The sequence below is a fragment of the Paenibacillus cellulosilyticus genome, assembly GCF_003182255.1.
Classification (GTDB): Bacteria; Bacillota; Bacilli; order Paenibacillales; family Paenibacillaceae; genus Paenibacillus_T; species Paenibacillus_T cellulosilyticus.
In genome coordinates this window covers 382,673-402,327 of record NZ_QGTQ01000001.1, presented here as the reverse complement: position 1 = coordinate 402,327, position 19,655 = coordinate 382,673, and the positions used below count along the sequence as shown (strand labels likewise).

The window sequence follows — 19,655 nt, the reverse complement described above, 5'->3', positions numbered from 1 at the left end:
ACCATCCCTAAACATTATGAATTGTAGGCTGCTTTTGGAAGCGAATAGACCCATCTACCTATATCGACAGCATCTTACAAAAACATTAGAAAATTGGGATAGTTATGGTGCGCTAGACACCTACATATAGCTAGAAGTAGCGTGTTTACTCGGTTATAAGGAGGCATCATAGCGTGACATTCCCATCGAATATTCAGTTCGTGCCGATACGGGTCAATGGAATGATCCCATCTGATCCTGCAGGTGATGTAACCCCCGTTTACCTCGATATTGTCGGTGATGCACAGTTCCCTCCCGCCTATTACGCCTATGATGGGCAAAATGCGTATTTCCGCTTCCGGCTGCAGGGTGATCCGCGTGTAAATACGACGTTCCAAAGCAATGTATGGGGCGTTCTGTTCGACATTAACGGTGATTCTTCGAACTATGAATGGATGCTGGCGCTAACAGGCGCTAACAGTCACATTAATTTGTTCCGCAACAGCGCGCAGAGCGGCAGTCCACTCGATGACCCGCCCGATGAGTACGCGAACTTCTCGCGTCCGATCAATAACTTTGATCTGGGGCGTGCGCGGCTGACAGAGGACGGCTCTACGTTTGGAGGTGCGTCGAACTACTTTCTCGATTTCATCCTCGATACGGGCACGCTGTTCAGCCAGCTTGTCATTAATGCGAATACGCCGATACGAATGCTGTTCTTCACGTCCCAGACAACGCGAAGCTTCGACAAGGATTCGCTGCCTTTCTCCGACATCGTCACCTTCAATCAGGCCAACGTTCGTGCATCGTTAACAGCGCAGCAGCAGCTTGTGAATCCGCCTGCGGTGTTGAACGCCGGTCAACTCGTCACCTTGCAGTTCCAGCTCCTAGTGAGCAACACTGGTTCTAGCGGCGCGTCGACGATTCTCGCGTCACTTCCTTTTAATGAAGGCGATATTCAGAATGTAACCCCGCTTAGTACAACCGTTGGCAGTGCCAATTATAATGCGACGACGCGGACGCTCAGCTGGAATATCGGGAGCTTGGACAGCAGTGCATCCGCCTTGCTGGTGGCCTCCATCGACATCATTCTAACGAACGCCGGCACGCAGACGCTCAATACGTTCCTTATAACGGGGATCGATCAGTTTACCGGCAACATTTTGCCTAGTGTGACGGGTGAGTTGCAGGTTCAAGTACAAGCATCAGGGAGCGTGTCGGGTATTATTCAAAATAAAAATACCGCGCAGCCGCTCCAAAATGTGCTTGTCCAGCTGCTTCCGGCAGGTACGCCGCAAACTCTCTCGTTCGCGGAAGGGGGATATGGCTTAACGGGCATTGCGCCCGGCAGCTATACGGTTCAGTTCTCCTTGGCACAATTCCAGACGCTTCAGTTTCCGGTAACCATCGAGGCAGGACAAAGTGTGACATTGAATGTGATGCTTGTGCCAGAGCCGGCCACCGTATCAGGTACAGTCACGTCTGCACAGAACGGCGCGATTGTGCCAGGGGCAACGCTGCGTGTGCTTGATTCTGTAGGTGTCATGATTAGCGAGACCATGACAGATACGAACGGACGCTATACCTTCCCCAGCATCCCAGCGGAGCAGGTTCGATTAGTTGCAGGGGCTGACGGCTTCCAACAACAATCCCGTGTATTGAACATCACGCCGGCGGCCGCCCTCCAGATCGATCTTGCATTGGAGCCAAGTCCGGGCGGAGTTACGGGTATAGTTACCACATCGGCGGGCCAGCCGGTTGCTGACGCACTTGTATCATTAACGAACGATCAGACAGTATCCTTAATCGAAGTGACGACTGCGGCAAACGGGGAGTATACGGTTAATCAGCTCGTACCGAATCTCGTATACCTCATCCGTGCAACTGCTCCGGCATTTACTGCCGCATCTACCGCTGTACGTGTAGGAGCGGGGGCAATCGTTACGGTGGATTTGGTACTTTCGCCAGCGCCCGGCAGTTTATCTGGAGAGGTTCGAGAAGAGGGGGGAAGCGGAGCGGCTCTGCCGGGGGTCTCGCTTATATTGCAGGATGTCGATGGCATTACGCTTACGACAACGTCAACGGACGAGGCTGGGCAATTTGGTATCGCGTCGCTTGCACCTGGCAGCTATACGCTCATTGTGAACGAGTCCGGCTTTGCGAATCGGTCGATGGGGGTGCAGATCGTCTCTAATCAGGATACATTCGTCAGCATTGCACTCATTCGTCAATCTGGCTCGATCAGCGGATCGGTCATCACGACGTCTGGTCAGCCGGTCGAGAATGCAGTTCTGACGGTATTGCTGAACAGTACGGTTATTGTTAAGAGCGCAACCGATGTCGACGGACAGTTCAACATCGTGGGCCTGTTCCCTGATGTATATATCATCCGTGCAGAGGCAGCGGGCTTCTCTACTCAGTCGTTAGGGGTGTTGGTTCAGCCGCTGCAGGATACGGTTGTTCAATTTAAGTTGGAGTCACTTACAGGCGAGGTCAGTGGCTTCGTAACGGATGAGACAGGTACAGCGCTGGCGGGCGTTAGTGTCCGGGTATTTTTCAATCGGCTGTCTTCGATGTCATTGTTGACCCAAACACTTACAGATGAGCAGGGGCAGTATATTGTGAACGATCTGCAAGCGGGGCTTTTCCTTCTGAATGTTTCACTGCAGGGCTTTCAAAGCACGGTCGGCGTCATCGAGATTGAACCGCCGGGACAGGAGACCTTGTCATTCCAGCTGCTGCGCAATCCAGGCCGAATTGAAGGCGTCGTGCTGAATGATCTGCGTGAGCCGATTACGGATGTGACGGTGGCCGTAGCCATTATTAATAGTATTGGATTACAAATATCTCTCATTTTCGCTGATCTCACCGGTCGCTATGTCAGCGGTGACCTTGCCCCGGGATTTTATGCGATTGCTGTGTCGGCAGTTGGCTTCCGGACGGATCAGGTAACAAGGGAAGTGCTGTCGGATACGGTTACGGAAGCGAATATCATTTTGCTGCCACAGCCTGGATCGATCCAGGGAACCGTTACCGATCAGATAACTAGCGAACCGATCGCAGGCATTTCGATTGCGGCCTATACGCAGAACGGCATCGCACTCGCAATTACACTAAGTGATAGCAGTGGCTTTTATCGACTTGACGGTCTGCGACCCGGCGGATATACGATATTGGCCTCGGCCCCGCTATATGAGAATAACCTGACCGGAGCAGTTGTTGTACCCGACACGGTCACCGTAGCGAATATCGCGATTACACAAGTAACAGGGGTGTTGGTCGGTACGATCAATCCGGTGGTCGATATCGCACAGATCAAGCTTTATACCGTTCACAACACGCTTCTGCAAAGTGTCTATACGATAGCCGATGGCGGGTTCCGGTTCCCTTTTCTACAATCGGGCAGTTATACGTTGACTGCGGAAGCAAGTGGATTTTCCGCTGATGCGGTTGGTGCCACAATACGGGCAGGAGAGACAACAGAAACGATAATTCAGCTTCGTGCGAATCCCGGTTCTATCGCAGGGACTGTTACAGGTGAGCAGGGTGATCCCATCACGAATGCGACGATTATTGTAGTCGATCGCAATGAGGTTGTACGTGGGGATGGTCAGACAGGACAGTTCGGGCATTATGTTGTCGGCAATCTGCCCCAGGGAACGCTAAGCCTCATCGTATCAGCTATTGGCTTCACGAATGTTATCGGTGCAGTACAAATTACGCCGGGTGCAAGCTTACAGGACATCGATTTCGTGTTGATTGCGAATGCTGGCGGTATTAGCGGCAATATAATCGACGCCGTGACCAAACTTCCCATTACAGGTGCGGAAATTCAAGTCCGGCAATCCGACGCGTCGGGTTTGACTGTCGCAGCCGCTGTCTCAGGCGAGCTTGGCGATTTCCTCATTACAAGCTTAGCCCCCGCTGCATATGCCATTCTCGTCTTTGCCGCTGGCTATGCGACTGGCGTCATTGGAGCAACGGTTGTAAGTGATCAGACGACAAGTGCTTCGCTCTCACTCGTGCAGCTGACGGGTACCATTTCTGGCTCCATTATGGTTGCTGGCGGATTGCCGCTGGACAGCAACGGTACGTCGATTCGGCTGTTTACCGTGTCTGGCACGCTGTACACAACACAGTTCGCAGATGGAAGTGGTCGGTTCAATATTCCTGACCTGCCTCCGAACACGTATGAGCTTAGTGTCACCGCACCGGGCTTCGTAACCGATTCACAGACGATTTTTCTGGAAGCGAATCAGGTGGTGTCAGTCTCGTTCACGCTCGTACCGGAGGTTATCCGAATTACAGGTACAGTATTCGACGATTCGAATTCCAAGCCGATCGAGGGGGCGTTAGTCGGCCAGAACGGTCGAACAGGGTTTCCGATCGATACGACCTTTACCGATAATAACGGCACGTTCATGTTGTCCTCCTCACCGCTCACCCGCTTGACATTGTTCGTTTCGGCGGTAGGGTTTGGCTCCCGGTCGGCGGCCCTCAATACGCTGCCGGGTCAGAACATTACGATTGATTTTCGCCTGCAGCCGAATCCGGGAACGGTCTTCGGTTTCGTAACGAACCTTGTGGATGGTACCGCATTGGCGGGGGTAGAGGTGAAGCTGTTTACGCGCAGTCAGGTTCAACTGGCAACGGTGTTGACCGATAACAGCGGCAGCTACAGCTATCCGCAGCTGACGCCGGACGATTATCTCTGTATCGCAATTGCGCAGAACTTCGCGGCCAGCCAGGGGGGATTTACGATCACGCCCGGTGCCGAGGTCAAATACAGCTTCGCGCTGCAGCCGCTCCCAGCCTCTATTATCGGTCGTGTGACCGATGCTGCGACCGGACTGCCGATTGTGAACGGCGTCGTCGTGCTGCGGCCGTTCAACAATTTTGCCGCTCCGCTTAGTTTGACGTCAACCGATCATAATGGCAGCTATGTACTGGAGGAGCTGCTTGAGGGCAATTACACACTTAATCTGTCTGTTTCGGGTTACAATACGATACAGTCCTCCTTCTTTGCAGGAAGAGGGCAGCAGATTCGGCAGGATTTTGCGGTGCGGCGGACGACCGCTCTGGTGGATGGTACCATTACGGACCAATCGACAGGGAAGCCTGTACCGGATGCACTTGTTACGGTTGTCGATCGCAACGGCATCATAGTCGGTCAGGGAGTTACGGACAGCACGGGACTTTACCTAGTTGGCACTGGCTCGCAGAGCGAGACGGCGATAATAGCGGTCGTTCCAGGATTTCAGTTCGGACAGACGACGGCTAACCTCTCGCCAGGCCAGCGTGCGACGTTGAATGTGTCGCTTGCCCCGGGCCCGCTGTCGATCAGCGGTGTTACGCGTAGCGCGGCTACCGGTGCACCGGTCTCTGGTGTCGTGCTGTCGGTCCTGACGGAGAGCAAGATTGTCATCGAGTCAATCGCAAGCGATGCAGAAGGACGATATGCTTTCCGCTCCATGGCGCCGGGCTCCTATATTGTAACGGCGACAGCACCGACCTACGCTTCGTCGGCGCAGATTGCTCAAATTGCAAGCGGCGGATCGGCGATAGTTAATTTTGACCTGCCGTCTGAGTTTGGCAACCTGACAGGTACGATCCGCGATACGGATGGCCGACCGCTTGATATGTCTTTGGCAGAGGTGTTCCTCATTGTGCGCCAACCGGCTTCACAGCAGCAGGTACAGATTCATGCAGCCACGCGCAGAAGAAGGAGAGTAAACCGCCCACAGCTGCCGGCTCTTCCGATAAGCGTTAGCGTCAATGTCTTTATGCGCTCTACGATCGGCAATGCAAGTGGCCGGTATACACTTACGAACTTGCCTCCAGGCACCATCGCAGCTGTGTTCTCTTTCCCAGAGAAACAGACGGTTGTCCGTGAGGCTCTCATCATCGCAGGGCAGACGACAGTGCTCGATATTGTGCTCGAAGATGAGGGAGAGGAATAGTTCAGGAAGTAGAAGGGGTGCTCATCCTTGTGTGGGGATGGGTACCCTTATTGCGTTGCGCAGGGGGACTGTGTTGGCTTGGCTGCATAATGATGTAAGTCATAATGCAGTCAACTGGATGCGCTTACACTAACGGCATATGGGGTATATCATTAGGGTATGGTGTACACAACTAATGAATGGTCGAGGAGGCGTATAGGAGATGTATAATCGAATTGTTGTTCCGGTAGACGGTTCGCCGCAGGCGTTCAAAGCACTTGAGCATGCCATTAAGCTGGCCCAGACATTATCGTCCGATATCCGACTGATCGTTATTCATGTCAACGCATCCTTTGCTTTGAATGAGCCGATATTCGGCACAGAGCTGGATCATCATATTGCAGCAGAGGACAAGCAGGTGCTTGATGCGGCCGTTAGTAAGCTGAAGGCAGCCGGCGTACTGTTTCAAGCGATTCATCAGACAGGTGATCCAGCCACCATTATCTGTGATACGGCAGCCGATAACCTTGCCGATCTGATAGTGATGGGCAGCCGCGGCCTTGGTCTGGTGAAAGAAATGCTGCTTGGCAGTGTCAGTCACGCGGTAGCTCAGCATGCGCCCTGTCCTGTTTTGTTGTTGAAATAAAAACAACAAGCCCTCGTCGTTGATGATGAGGGCTTGTCTCTGTAAGAGGATGATTTAATGATAGCTTAGGTAGACCATTGCTGTTATCGATCGGTCATTTTGTTCAAATCGGATGTAAGCTTGTCCAACTGCAGGAAGCTCTCGACGACTTCGAGAATGCGGCTGTCCTGTGTAATCATGCTGGCCGACATTTCTTGAATCGAAGCCATGTTCTCTTCGGTAATGCTTGCAATCGTGACGATTTGATCCGTAATGCGCGTGTATTGTTCATGCAATTCGCCGGCGGAACGATCCACCTGCGTCGATTGCTGCTCGAGGTGGATCGAGTCGTTGGCGAGCGAACGCATAACTTCAACGACCTTCTGTACGGCAGAGCTGCCATTTGCGACCGATTGCTGCCCCTGAAGAACGTAATCTGCAGCCTGTAGCGTTTTCGATTGAATGCTTGCGAGAATCTGCTCAATCTCTTCGGTCGATTGCTGCGATGTTTCGGCCAGCTTGCGGATTTCGTGGGAGACAACACCAAAACCTTTGCCATGCTCACCTGCACGAGCGGCTTCGATGGCCGCATTGAGTGCCAGCAGGTTCGTCTGCGTCGAGATATGTTTGATCGTTGCGACGATGTCGCTAATGCGTGAGTTTTGATCGCCGAGCTCGTTCATCAGCTGTGCCGCCGTATCGATCGTCTCGTGAACCTGCCTCATCTGCGTATCGAGCGATTCAGCTTCGTCGCTGCCGACCTTCGTTAATTGAGCGGAGCTTACGGACAACTGGGTCATCTCTGTCGAGCGGTCAGCCAGTGATGTAACGGAAGTTTCTATGTAGCGGATCGATTCGCTAATATCGTTAATGCTGGATGTCTGCGTCTCGATGCTGGATGTAATTTCGGTAAAGGCGGTCGTCACTTCTTTGGAAATCGTGCCCGTGGAGGTGATGTTCGACTTCAAGTTAGAGCTGAACTCATTAAGCATGCCGACCGATGCAGATACTTGGCCGACGAGCTCAAGCGATTTATTCTTCTCTTGGATCGCTTCTTCACGCTGTGCGAATACTTCGTTCTGCAGCCGTTCACTGAAACGGGTTGATGCATACAGCGGAATGGCGATCATGAGGAAGTACATACTCACCGTCATCCAGTCGTTGATGCCGAACACGTCTTCCTTGTAGTCACTAAGGTACAGAAAGGCAGTAAGCGCACCGCCCATCAATGTCGAATAAGCGATAGCACGCGAGCTGCAGTACAGCGTCATAATCGCTAGGTTCACATAGACGAGGAAGTAAGTCGTAATAATAGGCCCAGTCGTAATCAACAACAGCGTCAGTACGGTGACTATTGTTGAGATGATATACATGATGTACGTTGTCAGCCAGCGCTTGACATGCAGCACCGTTGTTAGTCCGCAAGTAATCGTTCCGACAATCGCTAACATCTGGATGGAGTCCGCGCCTGCCCCTGTGATCACGTCTACGACTACCCCGAGGAGCAGCATCCCCCATATAATATAAACTAGCAATTTGTTACGGCGGTGCAGTGTTTCTAGAAAGCCCACAATTCATCCTCCTTTGCCGAATATATTGCTTGATAATTAGATCAATAATACCACAAAACGGCAATATTCGACATATAATTAACAAAAACAAGAAATTGACACGCTGGTAGTCTAGTCAATTAGTCGATGTTCCTATATGATGGAATTCATATCAAATTTACAGGGGTACATATGACATTATTGTGGGGATTTGTTATTGTAAGCATCGTACTTGGAGCAATTAGAGGTATATTAGAACCACCTAAGAGAAAGAGACGCAAGAAACAGACAAGAAGCACGAATAAACATAGTAAAAGTAATAAAAGTGCAAGCTCTTCCTTTTCCCGTTCCTCCAAAACATGTCGACCAGACGAGGAATTGCTGCTTACTCCATTGGATGAAATAAATGGTACGGAATTTGAGCGACTGCTTGCCCTTTACTTCAAAGACCGGGGATACAAGGTGCATGAGGTAGGGGTTGGAGGTAATGATGGCGGGGTCGATCTAGTCATCGTCGATAAACGAGGAGAACGAACCGCCGTTCAGGCAAAATGTTATGCTGAAACGAATGCGGTGAATGTTCAAACTGTACGTGAGCTGGTAGGTGCTAAGCGGAATCACAATTGCGTGCTATCGCTGCTTATAACTACATCTGACTTGACTGGGCCGGCGAAGAAGGAAGCAGAGCTGTTACGCGTTGAATACTGGCATGGCGCGGTGATAGAACGCAAGCTGACTTCTTGGGGTAAATGGAAGCCTAGTAAGAGGGGCAAACAAAGGGCCTAGTGCCTCGAACAAGTGCCCTATAGTTCGTTAGCGAGACTGTGGAGCTTTATGATAACGTGAAATAACGCAAAAAAAAGTGGCAAGAAGGCATCCCGTGTATGGGATGCCTTCTTGCCACTTTAGGCCGAGTTCGGAACCATGTACACAGCGCTGCCTCTTGGTACCAGCATGGCAGGGCTTATTTCCCGTACCGGCCTCCAGAATGCTTGTGCTTGTGCCCAGGCTTCCGAACACGCTGCTTCTGCTGCTTGTTGATCGCCTTGCCGCCGCCACCAACGGCTTGCTGCTGTCGTGTTCCGGCGCTCTCGATAGCTGAGTTTGTGCCGCTTGTGCTATATTTGCCTGCGCCGCTGGCGACTTGAGTAGCCGAGGCGTTCGCTGCGTTCTTCGGAAGCTTCACAACCTGATCGTTGAGAACGATAATGACTTCCTTGCGGTGTACACGCTGCGCTTGATGGCCATGCTTGCTAGGATGTCCATGGCCGTGATCATACAGATATTTGTGTTTGTGCTTGTCAGGTACCCAAACGTTTTTGGCTGTTCCTCCTGCGCCAACGCTTTGCTGCTGCTCGGTATGCGGCGACTTGATCGCGGCATTACTGCCAGCCGCGCTGCTGCGGCCCGCACCACTCGCCAGCTGTGTCGTATTCGGCGCATTCGTAAACTGATGGTTGACGACGAATACGAATCGATCCACGCCATGAAGCGGCGCGCGTGTAATGATTCGCTTGCCGCGCTTCTCAATGATAACGGTCAGACGATCCCCTCGTTTGGACACGATGACCCTCCTCAATTGGATTTGATTAAGTATATGTCCCTCTCTACCAATCGCAAGGGATGAATGCCGTCTGGCAATTGACCATAGATTGGAGCCGCAACGCCAGCGCAGCGATCTTGTTGAAACAACAGAAAGAAGACAACTGCTATTTCAGCAGTTGTCTTCAAGTATCTACTTATCTAGCACTAGTTGCCCATCTTCGTCGGATCGAACCCAAGCGGGAATACTTGTTCAAAAAGCTCTTTCTTCTCGTACATGTCATACCAAACATCAGCGATAACGTCCGGATCTCCAGCAGTACCAGCCTGTATCAGCGTTCCGACGGAGAGGTGACCGACATAGATGCCTTGCTCTTTCAGCACATTATAAAGGTTGGCCGCATAGTTACGTACACCCGACATAATGATTCCGCCATTGCCGACGAAAGGCAGCGGGAACATTGCAGATATGCCTGTCGTGAACAGGATGGCGCCAGAGCCATTCTTCATCATGTCCGGCAGTACCTCATTGACCGAGAGGACGGCAGGCAGCAAGTAGCTGTTAATCTGCTCCGATACGCTCGCAGGCGTCGTTTCCAACACGCTTGTGAACTTGTCCCATCCTGCATAAGGGCTGAACTCCAGCACATCAATCGGGCCAAACGCTTCTTTCGCAGCTTGAAGAGCCGCCTTCAAACTCTCTAGATCCGTTACATCCGCCACGAATGAACGCGCCTCAATGTTCAGCTCATGAAGCTCCTTCACGATCGCAGCTAATTTATCAGGGTTACGGGAGATAACGGCCACATTAAATCCGTTTGCTCCGAATTTTTTCGCCAGCGACAAGCCTAGTCCAGGACCTGCACCTATGATTGCAACAGTTTTCATTGTTTATCCGCTCCTCGTCCGTGATATGTTAAAGTAACAGGCGTTGCTTTAATTGGTACTATACCGTCGACAATACGAGGGGAACCACCAACAATCGGTATGCGAATGTTGCTATAGCAACAAGTGCGGCTAATTGTCGGCATAAGGAGGACGCTATGGCGGAGAAAGTAAGAAATATACGAACGACACAGACGAAGCAGTCTTTGATCAACGCATTCATTCAATTAGTTTCAATCAAGGATTTCGAGAAAATAACGATTGCGGACATCACGAAAGGCGCACAGGTGAATCGAGCGACATTCTATGCCCACTTCAACGACAAATACGAGCTGCTGGGTTATATGATGGGGGATTCTGCGTCAACGGCTATCCTTAACCGCACGCAAGGTGAAGTGAAATTCGATCAGGCCAGCATGCAGCAGCTCGTTCTAGCGTTATGCGACTTCTACCAACAGCCTAATATTCAGTGCCGCAGCAGCTATGTAAGCCTAGTTGTTCCGCAGTTAAAGGACAAAGCAGTGAATGAGCTGAAGGCATATTTGACGAGAAGCATGGAACAGATCCTTACAGCGGATGAGAAGAGTATGTATGTCCCGATATTTGCGCAGATGATTCACGAGGGTGCCCTGCAGTGGGCCACGGGCCAAACCGTGATGAGCAGAGAAGAGGTTGCTCAGAGGGTGGCGGCATTAATAGTGGGTGGTTTCAAGGTCCGGAACGAATATCACACTCTATAAAATAAACCAGCGGCGGCTCAACACCTCATCGAGGTGCCGGGCTGCCGCTGGTTCATATTTCGTTTATGCCACTGCGTACTATCCGTTCGACTCTAGGCGAGCAAGCTCCTTATGGACGATCGGCGCGACCTTCGTGCCGAGCAGCTCGATCGCGCGAAGCACCTCGCGGTGCGGCATCGTGCCGACGTTCACGTGCAGGAAGAAGCGCGTCAGGCCAAGGTTTTTGCGCAGCAGAACGATTTTCTCTGCGACATATTCAGGGTCGCCGACATAGAGCGCGCCGCGCAGGCTGCGCGAAGCGTCGTAAGTAGCGCGATCGTACGGCCGGCCCCAGCCGCGTTCGCTGCCGATCTTGGTCATCTGTGCTGCCGTCGGCAGGTAGAACGATTCGACCGCTTGCTCCATCGTATCGGCGACGAAGCCATGCGAATGCGATGCAATTTGCAGCTTCGATGGGTCATGTCCCGCCTGGATTGCAGCACGCTTGTACAGATCGACCAGCGGCGCGAAGCTCTCCGGCATACCGCCGATAATCGCGAATGCGACCGGCAGTCCGAGCATGCCCGCGCGAATAGCGGACTCTGGGTTACCGCCTGTTGCGATCCATACTGGCAGCGGCTCCTGCACCGCACGCGGATAGACGCCGAGATTTTGAATAGCTGGGCGATGACCGCCGCGCCATGTTACTTTCTCCGACTTGCAGATCTCAAGCAGCAGCTCCAGCTTCTCATCGAACAGCTCGTTATAGTCTTCGAGGCTGTAGCCGAACAGCGGGAACGACTCCACGAACGAGCCCCGGCCAGCCATAATCTCGGCACGGCCGTTCGAGATGCCGTCAATCGTTGCGAACTGTTGATACACACGAACCGGGTCGTCAGAGGACAATACGGTTACTGCACTCGTCAGCCGGATGTTCTTCGTCATCCCAGCCGCTGCAGCGAGCACGATCGCCGGCGCGCTGCCCGCGTAGTCCGGGCGATGATGCTCGCCGATGCCATAGACGTCGAGCCCGACCTGATCCGCCAGCACGATCTCCTCCACCGCGTTGCGCAGCCGCTCTGCGTGATTGACTGTCTCACCGGTTACCGGATGAGGCGTCGCCTCCAGAAACGTACTAATCCCTATTTCCATTTTCTTTGCCGTCTCGGCCATTATGTATCGCCTCCATAAGTAAGTATGAATAGTGTACTAAATTTTTATTAACTATAAAAGGGTAAGTGCCGTCTCTCACGTTTTATTTCTAGGCAGGTCCACTGGTGAACATGTCAGCTTCCTATACATATGGTGTAGGAAGGTGGTGATAACAATGACACAAACACTCGTGGATTGGATCACATACTGCCTGCTGGGCATATTCGGCCTAATGATCATCGACTTCTTAATCGCGTTCGCTATTTCCTTCTGGGCAGGAACGTTCGAAGTGACATTCCTCCCTTACTTGAAGGACATCGTATTCTACGTACTTCCGCTCAACTTCATCCTCTCGATGGTATCCATCGATCCGACGGAATGGACGCTCGTCGTGCTCTATTTCATAGGGGCACTGTCCGTCATGATCAAGTATGTGCGGGATATTATAGGAAAATTCCGTACGGCATCTACGCCAAGTGACAATGAATGACGTCCGCAGCAGCCAGCATGCAAGCCCGTTCATCCGTACCCCGGATGGTAACGGGCTTGTGTCATTTTCATTAAACTTCGCCGCTGGGAGGCAGGCTTTTTCGCATAGGTTGACGAATCTATAGGAGGTCTTAATTGAATCCTAACACTTGCGGAGGTGCACGAATGAGAGCGCTTTTTATTGGAGGAACAGGCATTATCAGCTCGGCCATTACGCGTCAATTAGCGGCACAGGGCTGTGAACTGTATTTGCTGAACCGGGGGAACAACAACGCGAAGCTGCCGGAAGGTGTGCGTGTGATTCAAGCTGATATTCATGATGAGCAGCAGGTTGCGAAGCTGATCGAGGGTTTGGAGTTCGACGTTGTAGCGGACTTCATCGCTTTCGTACCGGCGCAGCTGGAGCGGGATTACCGGTTGTTCAAAGGCAAGACCAAGCAGTTCATATTCATTAGCTCGGCATCGGCGTATCAGACTCCATTGTCCGACTACCGGATTACGGAGGGTACGCTGCTGGCGAATCCATATTGGGAATATTCCCGTAACAAAATCGCCTGCGAGGAGTATCTCATCAAGCAGTACCGTGAGGAAGGCTTCCCGATCACGATCGTTCGCCCCAGCCATACGTACGATGAGCGCTTCATTCCGCTTGGCGTGCACGGCAGCAAGGGCGCTTGGCAGGTAGCGAAGCGGATGCTTGAGGGCAAGCCCGTTATTATTCATGGGGACGGTACGTCGCTGTGGACGATGACGCATAATACCGATTTTGCGCGAGGGTTTATTGGCCTGATGGGTAATATTCATGCAGTCGGCGAAGCGGTACATATTACGTCGGACGAGTCGCTGACGTGGAACCAAATTTACGAATCGATCGCCAGCGCGCTCGGCGTGAAGCTGAACGCGGTGCATGTCGCGACCGATTTCCTTGCAGCATGCAGCACAGAGGACTATCGCGGCGGTCTGCTCGGCGACAAAGCCAACACAGTTGTCTTCGACAACTCGAAGCTGAAGCGGCTCGTGCCGGACTTCGTTGCGACGACTCGCTTCGACCAAGGTGTCAAATCAACCATTGAGCATATTCTCGCGCATCCCGAGCTTCAGGTCGAAGACCCTGAGTTCGATGCATGGTGCGATCGAGTGATTGATGCGCTGGACGCAGCGCGGAAGGCTGTATTGCAGCAGCAAGCGTAACAGGAAGGTTGTGCAGCAAGAATGAATGTATTCACTGATGAGCATTATGAGTTAGTTGATTTCGGCGACCGCGACTTGAAGGAGGCGCAGTTTATCCGCTGTACCTTCGAGCGCTGCACGTTCGCAAGCGGATCGTTGGAGGAAATTGAGACGAGCGGCTGCCGGTTTAACAGCTGCGATTTCCGCGGAGCGGTCATGAACGCTTCGACCCATACGGAGACGGCGTTTCTGAACTGCCAGTTCGGCGAAGCGAATCTGTTCGTCGCGAAGTTCGACCGCTGCAAGGTGACCGGCTCCGACTTCGTGAAGGCGCAGCTGGATGGCATTACGATCGTGCAGGGCGACTGGTCGTATGTGAATTTGCGCCATGCGCGGCTGACGAAGCAGGATCTGCGCGGCGTCGCTTTTTATGAGGCAGACCTAGCTGGCGCCAATCTAGAAAAGGCCGATCTGCGTAAGGCAGATCTATCGCGGGCGAACCTCGGACAAGCGAAGCTCAAAGGGGCCGATCTGCGCGGGGCCGAGGTCGATGGCATCAACTGGCTGAACGTGGATGTAAAGGGCGTTCGGATGGATTCGGTGCAAGCGATTTCGTTCCTGCGCTGCTACGGCGCTAAAGTGGAGTAAACGACAGCCGAGCGGCTTCGGCCGAGGTGCTATAAGTTTGAAGACCTCTTTAAGAGAAAGGGATTACGACAATGAGCGAACTATTGCATACGCTGCTAGCCCAAGAGGAAGAGCTGCAGCTGAATGCTTTTACGAACGAAGATGCTTTCCGACTTGGCTGCCTGATCGTTGAGGTGGCGAAGGAGAGAGCCGTTGGCATCTCCGTTCATATCGAGAACGACGAGCATCCGCTGTTCACGCACTATATGGCGGGTACGAGCAAGGGCAACACCTACTGGATGAACGCGAAGAAAAATGTCGTGAACCGCTTCGGCCACAGCTCGCTCTACGTTGGCGAGACGTTCCGTTCGAACGGTCAGACGTTCCACGAAGGATCGGGCCTGCCGGAATCCGACTACCAGGGCGAAGGCGGCTCCTTCCCGATCGTCGTTCGCGGCCAAGGAAAGGTCGGCACGGTGACGGTATCCGGTCTGCCCGGCGAAGAGGATCATGCGGTTGCCGTTGAAGGCTTCCGCAGACTGCTGGCAAGCAAGTAAGAACGAAAAAGCTGTTCTAAATGTTCCGTTTAGAACAGCTTTTTCATTGCTTCGGCTGTAAATGCGATTAGTGGTGAGGAGGAGCATACTCGTGTGCTGCTTCAGTTTTATCACAATCACGAGTGCCGAGCGGAGCTCTAACGGTTGCTCTAGCTCCTATTGGCTTAGAAAGTGGGATTTTTCAACTGTAACGGTTGTACTCGTGCTTATCGGGCGGTTTTCATTCGCAAACAGGCGAATCTGTCGGTTTAGCCTCTATGAGAACCGTTAAGCGAAGAAAAGACCGATCTACAACACAATAGACGCAATAGCAACCGTTAGTCGCGTTCTCATCTTATCGTTGCACGAAGGTCCCGACAGCATCGATCGAGATCGGCGACGTTACATGCCTATACGCACGATTACTGCTTCCCTCTACGATACAGATCGACGCTCTTGAAGCCCTCGCCCAAGATAACCTTCATCTCTTCGCGGCGTTTCTCCCGCGTCTCTTCTTGTACAGCGCTGTATATGTAACGCGCCCAATCTCTCCGATACCCTGGGGCAAGCGATTGGTAGAAAGCGAGTGTCTCCGGCACATGCTGTAGATCCTGCTCCACATTCGGGATGAACGCGACATAGTCGCCAACGCTTTGACTCGGTTTGGTTGACGACGCTGACTTACGTGGTTCGAGCTTGAAGCCGACCACCGTGAACACATCGTTCAGTCCCACCATACGCGCAAATTTCAAGTCGCTTGTCCCGATATAGCCGTCTTCCTCACTAGCGCCGAGCCCTTCGAACAGGTCATCGCGATGAATGTAGGTCGGGTACACCTTGTTCCCTTTCTTCGGATAAGCGGCAAACAAGTAACCTCCCTTGCCAAGCGCTTCGCTGCTGATGACATTATTCAATAGACCCTGCAAGGCGCCCATATCGAGCGTAAACGCAAAAATCATATCATAGCCGCTGCTTGCGAGCTGGGTATCGTAATGCTCCAGCCCTTCTAACAGGTTCTCGCCCTCCGGCATACCGAGCACGGCTATCTTGTCGTATTTGTGTAAATTGAGTTTGTCTACGATAGTCTTGGACATCGTGAAGCCTCCCATGGATCGAATCGCTCATTGCTCTCACTATATCACAACTACCGCAGAGGTCGTCGCTGCTTGTCCATCCAATGGGATGAAACGCGTGGGCTCGGCGACGATGACGATGCGTTCGGTCAGGCATGCATGTGCCGACGGCCGAGGCGACAACGATGCGACTGTTCGCGGAGACCGCGTATCGTGCAGCGGGCTTCAAGCCAGCGAAGGTGCGTTCGATGGGCAGGGGCATGCTTCGCATGGCGGGCTTGTTCATGCCTGGGGCGAAGGAAAGCATCGAGATGCTTTATCAGTTCGAGCGAGATTTTATTGTGGACTCCCGCAAGTTCAGCGAGCGGTTCGGCATGCTGGCGACGCCAATTGAGGAGGGCGTTGCGAGCGCAGTGGAGTGGTTCCGTAGACAGAGCGGCTAGCGCGTGCTCGCCACTGTGCCATTGTATTTTGACCCAATATGTAATACACTGATCGCAACTGAATACATGCGGGAGCTTGTGGAAGCAGGCTGAGAGTACGACTAATCTGTCGTAGACCGAATGAACCTGTTGGATAATGCCAGCGTAGGGAAGCGTTCTTTATGTGATGTGTGAATTGATGACGCGCATGCGCTGTGCTTGCTCCTGCAGGCAGAGCGCTTTTTTTGTATATAAATTTCAGGGCAGAGAGGTAGATTAACGATGAACAACCAAGATGTCAAAGATCTGCTAGGCAAAGTAAGAGCAGCGAATCCACTTGTCACGAGCATGACGAACGTGGTCGTTACGAATTTCACGGCGAACGGCCTGCTGGCGCTTGGCGCATCCCCGCTGATGGCATATGCAAAGGAAGAAGTGGCGGATATCGCTCGCATCTCGGGCGCACTCGTGCTGAACATTGGTACGCTCAATGAGACGGACGTAGCGGCGATGAAGATCGCAGGCGCATCTGCGAACGAGCACGGCGTGCCTGTCGTATTCGACCCGGTAGGTGCAGGCGCAACGGCTTACCGGACGAGCGTATCGCAGCAATTCATGAGCGAGATGAACGTATCGATCCTTCGCGGCAATGCGGCGGAAGTCGCTAACGTGGTCGGCCAAGCGTGGCAGATCAAAGGTGTCGATGCAGGTGCGGGCGACGGCAACATTGTAGAATTGGCACAGACGGCAGCTCGCCAATTGAACACGGTAGCGGTTGTTACGGGCCCAGACGATGTCGTATCTGACGGTACGGATACGTACGTTGCGCATAACGGCGATGTGATCCTGACGCGTGTAACGGGAACGGGCTGTCTGCTGACGTCGGTTATCGGTGCTTTCGCAGCGGTTGAGCCGAACCCAGCACGTGCGGCTGCGGCTGCATTGGTTGTGTATGGCGTTGCAGCAGAAATCGCAGCGAGCAAGACGAAGGACCAAGGTCCGGGCAGCTTCCAGATCGAGTTCCTGAATCAGCTGGCACTTGTGTCGGGCGAAGATATCGAGCGTCTCGGTCGTATTGAGAAGCTGTAAGCAGCGGTCGGGGCGTATCGCACCGCGCAGGGCAAGGCAAGGAAATAGGAGACTTTTAACACAGAGAGAGGGCCGTCGCGGCTCTCTTTTGGTATACTCATAACAACGAGATAGGAGAGTGGACAGTGATGACAATCGCAAGAGCATTGACGGTGGCAGGCTCGGACAGCGGCGGCGGAGCGGGCATTCAGGCCGACCTGAAAACATTCCAAGAGCTCGACGTATTCGGCATGACGGCGCTGACGGCAGTGACGGCGCAGAACACGCTTGGCGTGCACGGCATCTATCCGCTGACCGTGGAGGCGGTGCAGAAGCAGATGGACGCGATCGGCGAAGATATCGGAACGGATGCGGTGAAGACGGGCATGCTGTTCAACAGCGATATTATCCGCGGCGTGGCGGAGAAGCTGGTGCAGTACAAGTGGGAGAAGGTCGTTGTCGACCCGGTTATGATTGCAAAAGGGGGCTCGGTGCTCCTGCTTGAGGAAGCGGTTCGCGCCCTCCGCGAGGTGCTCATGCCGCTCGCGCTCGTCATTACGCCCAATGTGCCGGAGGCCGAGCTGATCGCCGGCAGGACGATTCGCGGCTTGGACGATCGGAAGGAAGCGGCTCGTGTTCTCGCCGATCTCGGCGCGAAGAACGTCGTCATGAAAGGCGGCCATGACGAATCGAATCCGAATGAAGTCATCGACCTGCTCTATGACGGACGCGATTTCTATGAATTCAGCAGCCCGCGCCAGGAGACGCGGCATACGCACGGTACAGGCTGTACGTTCGCTGCAGCCATGACGGCAGAGCTGGCGAAGGGCCGCACCGTTGTGCAGGCGGTTGAGGTTGCGAAGCAGTTCATTCAAGCGGCAATCGAAGATACGATCCAGCTCGGACAAGGACATGGTCCGACGAACCATTGGGCATATCAGAGACGGCAGGCAGTGGTGCGGCAAGGAGCGGGACGATGAGCGCGCGGGCAAGCTGGCGCGAGCCAGCGGAGCTGAGTCGTTTGCTCCAAGTGTATCTCATTATGGGCAGCAACAACTGCCTGCGAGATCCGGAGCAGGTGCTGACGGATGCGATTGCTGGCGGCATTACGATGTTCCAGTATCGGGAGAAGGGTACAGGCGCGTTAACGGGTGATGAGCGATTCAAGCTTGCGTCTCGGCTTCGCGAGATATGCCGCATCAGCAGCGTGCCGTTCATCGTGAACGACGATATTGATCTGGCGCTTGCGCTTGATGCAGACGGTGTGCATGTCGGACAAGAGGATGAGCTCGCGACAGAAGTGAGACGCCGGATCGGCGAAGACCGGATTCTTGGCGTGTCGGCTTATGATCTGGCTGAGGCGGAAACGGCTGTACGCTGCGGCGCCGATTACCTCGGTGTGGGGCCGCTCTATTCGACGCAGACGAAGGAAGACGCGAAGTCGGGTTCCGGCCTTGCCGTGCTGAGCGAAATGCGGGAGAACGGCGTAGTGGTGCCGATCGTTGGCATCGGCGGCATCCATGCCGGCAACGCCGGCGATGTTGTGCGCGCAGGAGCGGACGGCGTGTCCGTCATTACGGCGATTACGCATGCAGCCAATGAGCGGTCGGCCGCTGAGGAGCTGCGCAGCGCGGTTACGGCGGCGGTTGCTATCGCCGCCGGTAAACAATGCGAAGCATGATGTAGGTTCCGGCGCTGATGATGCGGCGAAGGTAAACGAAAGGGCTGTTCACGAAGTCAGTAGACTTGGTGAACAGCCCTTTTTGTATGGCCGCTTGCCGCTTGCGATACCATACATGATGGATGATTTACGCTAGTTATCGCTGCAAGTCATTAACTAACTCTACACGCTATAACAGCATCATCTACGCTTTACGCG

At 53.3% G+C, this 19,655-nt stretch carries 17 protein-coding genes; 12 read left to right on the top strand and 5 right to left on the bottom strand.

Features of this window, described 5'->3' with window-relative positions:
* Nucleotides 1-173: 173 nt before the first annotated feature.
* Nucleotides 174-5,939: a carboxypeptidase regulatory-like domain-containing protein gene (locus DFQ01_RS01690; protein WP_110042140.1), complete on the top strand. Its 5,766-nt coding sequence runs from the start codon at nucleotides 174-176 to the stop codon at nucleotides 5,937-5,939.
* 202 nt (nucleotides 5,940-6,141) lie between these two features.
* A complete protein-coding gene (locus tag DFQ01_RS01685; protein ID WP_110042139.1) occupies nucleotides 6,142-6,564 on the top strand; it encodes a universal stress protein in 423 nt (140 codons plus the stop codon).
* 83 nt (nucleotides 6,565-6,647) lie between these two features.
* Here DFQ01_RS01685 and DFQ01_RS01680 read toward each other — a convergent pair whose 3' ends face one another.
* Nucleotides 6,648-8,114, bottom strand: coding sequence for a methyl-accepting chemotaxis protein (locus tag DFQ01_RS01680; protein WP_110042138.1), 1,467 nt, complete (start codon nucleotides 8,112-8,114; stop codon nucleotides 6,648-6,650).
* Nucleotides 8,115-8,285: 171 nt separating this feature from the next.
* On the opposite strand from DFQ01_RS01680, the gene DFQ01_RS01675 reads away from it, so the two are divergent.
* Nucleotides 8,286-8,879 (top strand): restriction endonuclease, encoded by a 594-nt coding sequence (locus DFQ01_RS01675; protein WP_110042137.1) that lies wholly within the window; start codon nucleotides 8,286-8,288, stop codon nucleotides 8,877-8,879.
* 178 nt (nucleotides 8,880-9,057) lie between these two features.
* Here DFQ01_RS01675 and DFQ01_RS01670 read toward each other — a convergent pair whose 3' ends face one another.
* Both DFQ01_RS01670 and DFQ01_RS01665 read right to left on the bottom strand, forming a co-directional pair.
* A complete protein-coding gene (locus tag DFQ01_RS01670) occupies nucleotides 9,058-9,624 on the bottom strand; it encodes a hypothetical protein (RefSeq protein WP_425452347.1) in 567 nt (188 codons plus the stop codon).
* Between the two features lie 218 nt (nucleotides 9,625-9,842).
* Nucleotides 9,843-10,523 carry an SDR family NAD(P)-dependent oxidoreductase gene (locus DFQ01_RS01665; protein ID WP_110042135.1) on the bottom strand — a complete coding sequence of 227 codons (681 nt, stop codon included), beginning with the start codon at nucleotides 10,521-10,523 and terminating at the stop codon, nucleotides 9,843-9,845.
* A gap of 155 nt (nucleotides 10,524-10,678) precedes the next feature.
* On the opposite strand from DFQ01_RS01665, the gene DFQ01_RS01660 reads away from it, so the two are divergent.
* On the top strand, nucleotides 10,679-11,260 hold the full coding sequence (locus tag DFQ01_RS01660; protein WP_110042134.1) for a TetR family transcriptional regulator: 582 nt from the start codon (nucleotides 10,679-10,681) through the stop codon (nucleotides 11,258-11,260).
* A 78-nt stretch (nucleotides 11,261-11,338) separates the two neighbouring features.
* Here DFQ01_RS01660 and DFQ01_RS01655 read toward each other — a convergent pair whose 3' ends face one another.
* Nucleotides 11,339-12,412: an LLM class flavin-dependent oxidoreductase gene (locus DFQ01_RS01655; RefSeq protein WP_110042133.1), complete on the bottom strand. Its 1,074-nt coding sequence runs from the start codon at nucleotides 12,410-12,412 to the stop codon at nucleotides 11,339-11,341.
* A 154-nt stretch (nucleotides 12,413-12,566) separates the two neighbouring features.
* Here DFQ01_RS01655 and DFQ01_RS01650 point away from each other — a divergent pair, with 154 nt between their 5' ends.
* The 4 genes from DFQ01_RS01650 (at nucleotide 12,567) to DFQ01_RS01635 (ending at nucleotide 15,234) form a co-directional block, all read left to right on the top strand.
* A complete protein-coding gene (locus DFQ01_RS01650; RefSeq protein WP_110042132.1) occupies nucleotides 12,567-12,881 on the top strand; it encodes a hypothetical protein in 315 nt (104 codons plus the stop codon).
* Nucleotides 12,882-13,045: 164 nt separating this feature from the next.
* On the top strand, nucleotides 13,046-14,071 hold the full coding sequence (locus tag DFQ01_RS01645) for an SDR family oxidoreductase (RefSeq protein WP_110042131.1): 1,026 nt from the start codon (nucleotides 13,046-13,048) through the stop codon (nucleotides 14,069-14,071).
* 21 nt (nucleotides 14,072-14,092) lie between these two features.
* Nucleotides 14,093-14,698, top strand: a complete 606-nt coding sequence (locus DFQ01_RS01640; protein ID WP_110042130.1) for a pentapeptide repeat-containing protein — start codon at nucleotides 14,093-14,095, stop codon at nucleotides 14,696-14,698.
* 71 nt (nucleotides 14,699-14,769) lie between these two features.
* The gene (locus DFQ01_RS01635; protein ID WP_110042129.1) at nucleotides 14,770-15,234 is read left to right on the top strand and encodes a heme-degrading domain-containing protein; all 465 of its coding nucleotides are present in this window, start codon (nucleotides 14,770-14,772) and stop codon (nucleotides 15,232-15,234) included.
* 401 nt (nucleotides 15,235-15,635) lie between these two features.
* Here the strand turns inward: DFQ01_RS01635 and DFQ01_RS01630 are convergent, their stop codons facing one another.
* The gene (locus DFQ01_RS01630; protein WP_110042128.1) at nucleotides 15,636-16,307 is read right to left on the bottom strand and encodes a YdeI/OmpD-associated family protein; all 672 of its coding nucleotides are present in this window, start codon (nucleotides 16,305-16,307) and stop codon (nucleotides 15,636-15,638) included.
* Between the two features lie 134 nt (nucleotides 16,308-16,441).
* On the opposite strand from DFQ01_RS01630, the gene DFQ01_RS01625 reads away from it, so the two are divergent.
* From DFQ01_RS01625 to thiE, 4 genes are all read left to right on the top strand, one after another.
* Nucleotides 16,442-16,729, top strand: coding sequence for a Rossmann-fold NAD(P)-binding domain-containing protein (locus DFQ01_RS01625; RefSeq protein ID WP_110042127.1), 288 nt, complete (start codon nucleotides 16,442-16,444; stop codon nucleotides 16,727-16,729).
* Between the two features lie 261 nt (nucleotides 16,730-16,990).
* Nucleotides 16,991-17,797, top strand: a complete 807-nt coding sequence (gene thiM, locus DFQ01_RS01620) for a hydroxyethylthiazole kinase (protein WP_110042126.1) — start codon at nucleotides 16,991-16,993, stop codon at nucleotides 17,795-17,797.
* Between the two features lie 128 nt (nucleotides 17,798-17,925).
* On the top strand, nucleotides 17,926-18,756 hold the full coding sequence (thiD, locus tag DFQ01_RS01615; protein WP_110042125.1) for a bifunctional hydroxymethylpyrimidine kinase/phosphomethylpyrimidine kinase: 831 nt from the start codon (nucleotides 17,926-17,928) through the stop codon (nucleotides 18,754-18,756).
* Nucleotides 18,753-19,457 (top strand): thiamine phosphate synthase, encoded by a 705-nt coding sequence (thiE, locus tag DFQ01_RS01610; protein ID WP_110042124.1) that lies wholly within the window; start codon nucleotides 18,753-18,755, stop codon nucleotides 19,455-19,457. Before thiD ends, thiE begins: the two co-directional genes overlap by 4 nt.
* Nucleotides 19,458-19,655 lie beyond the last annotated feature (198 nt).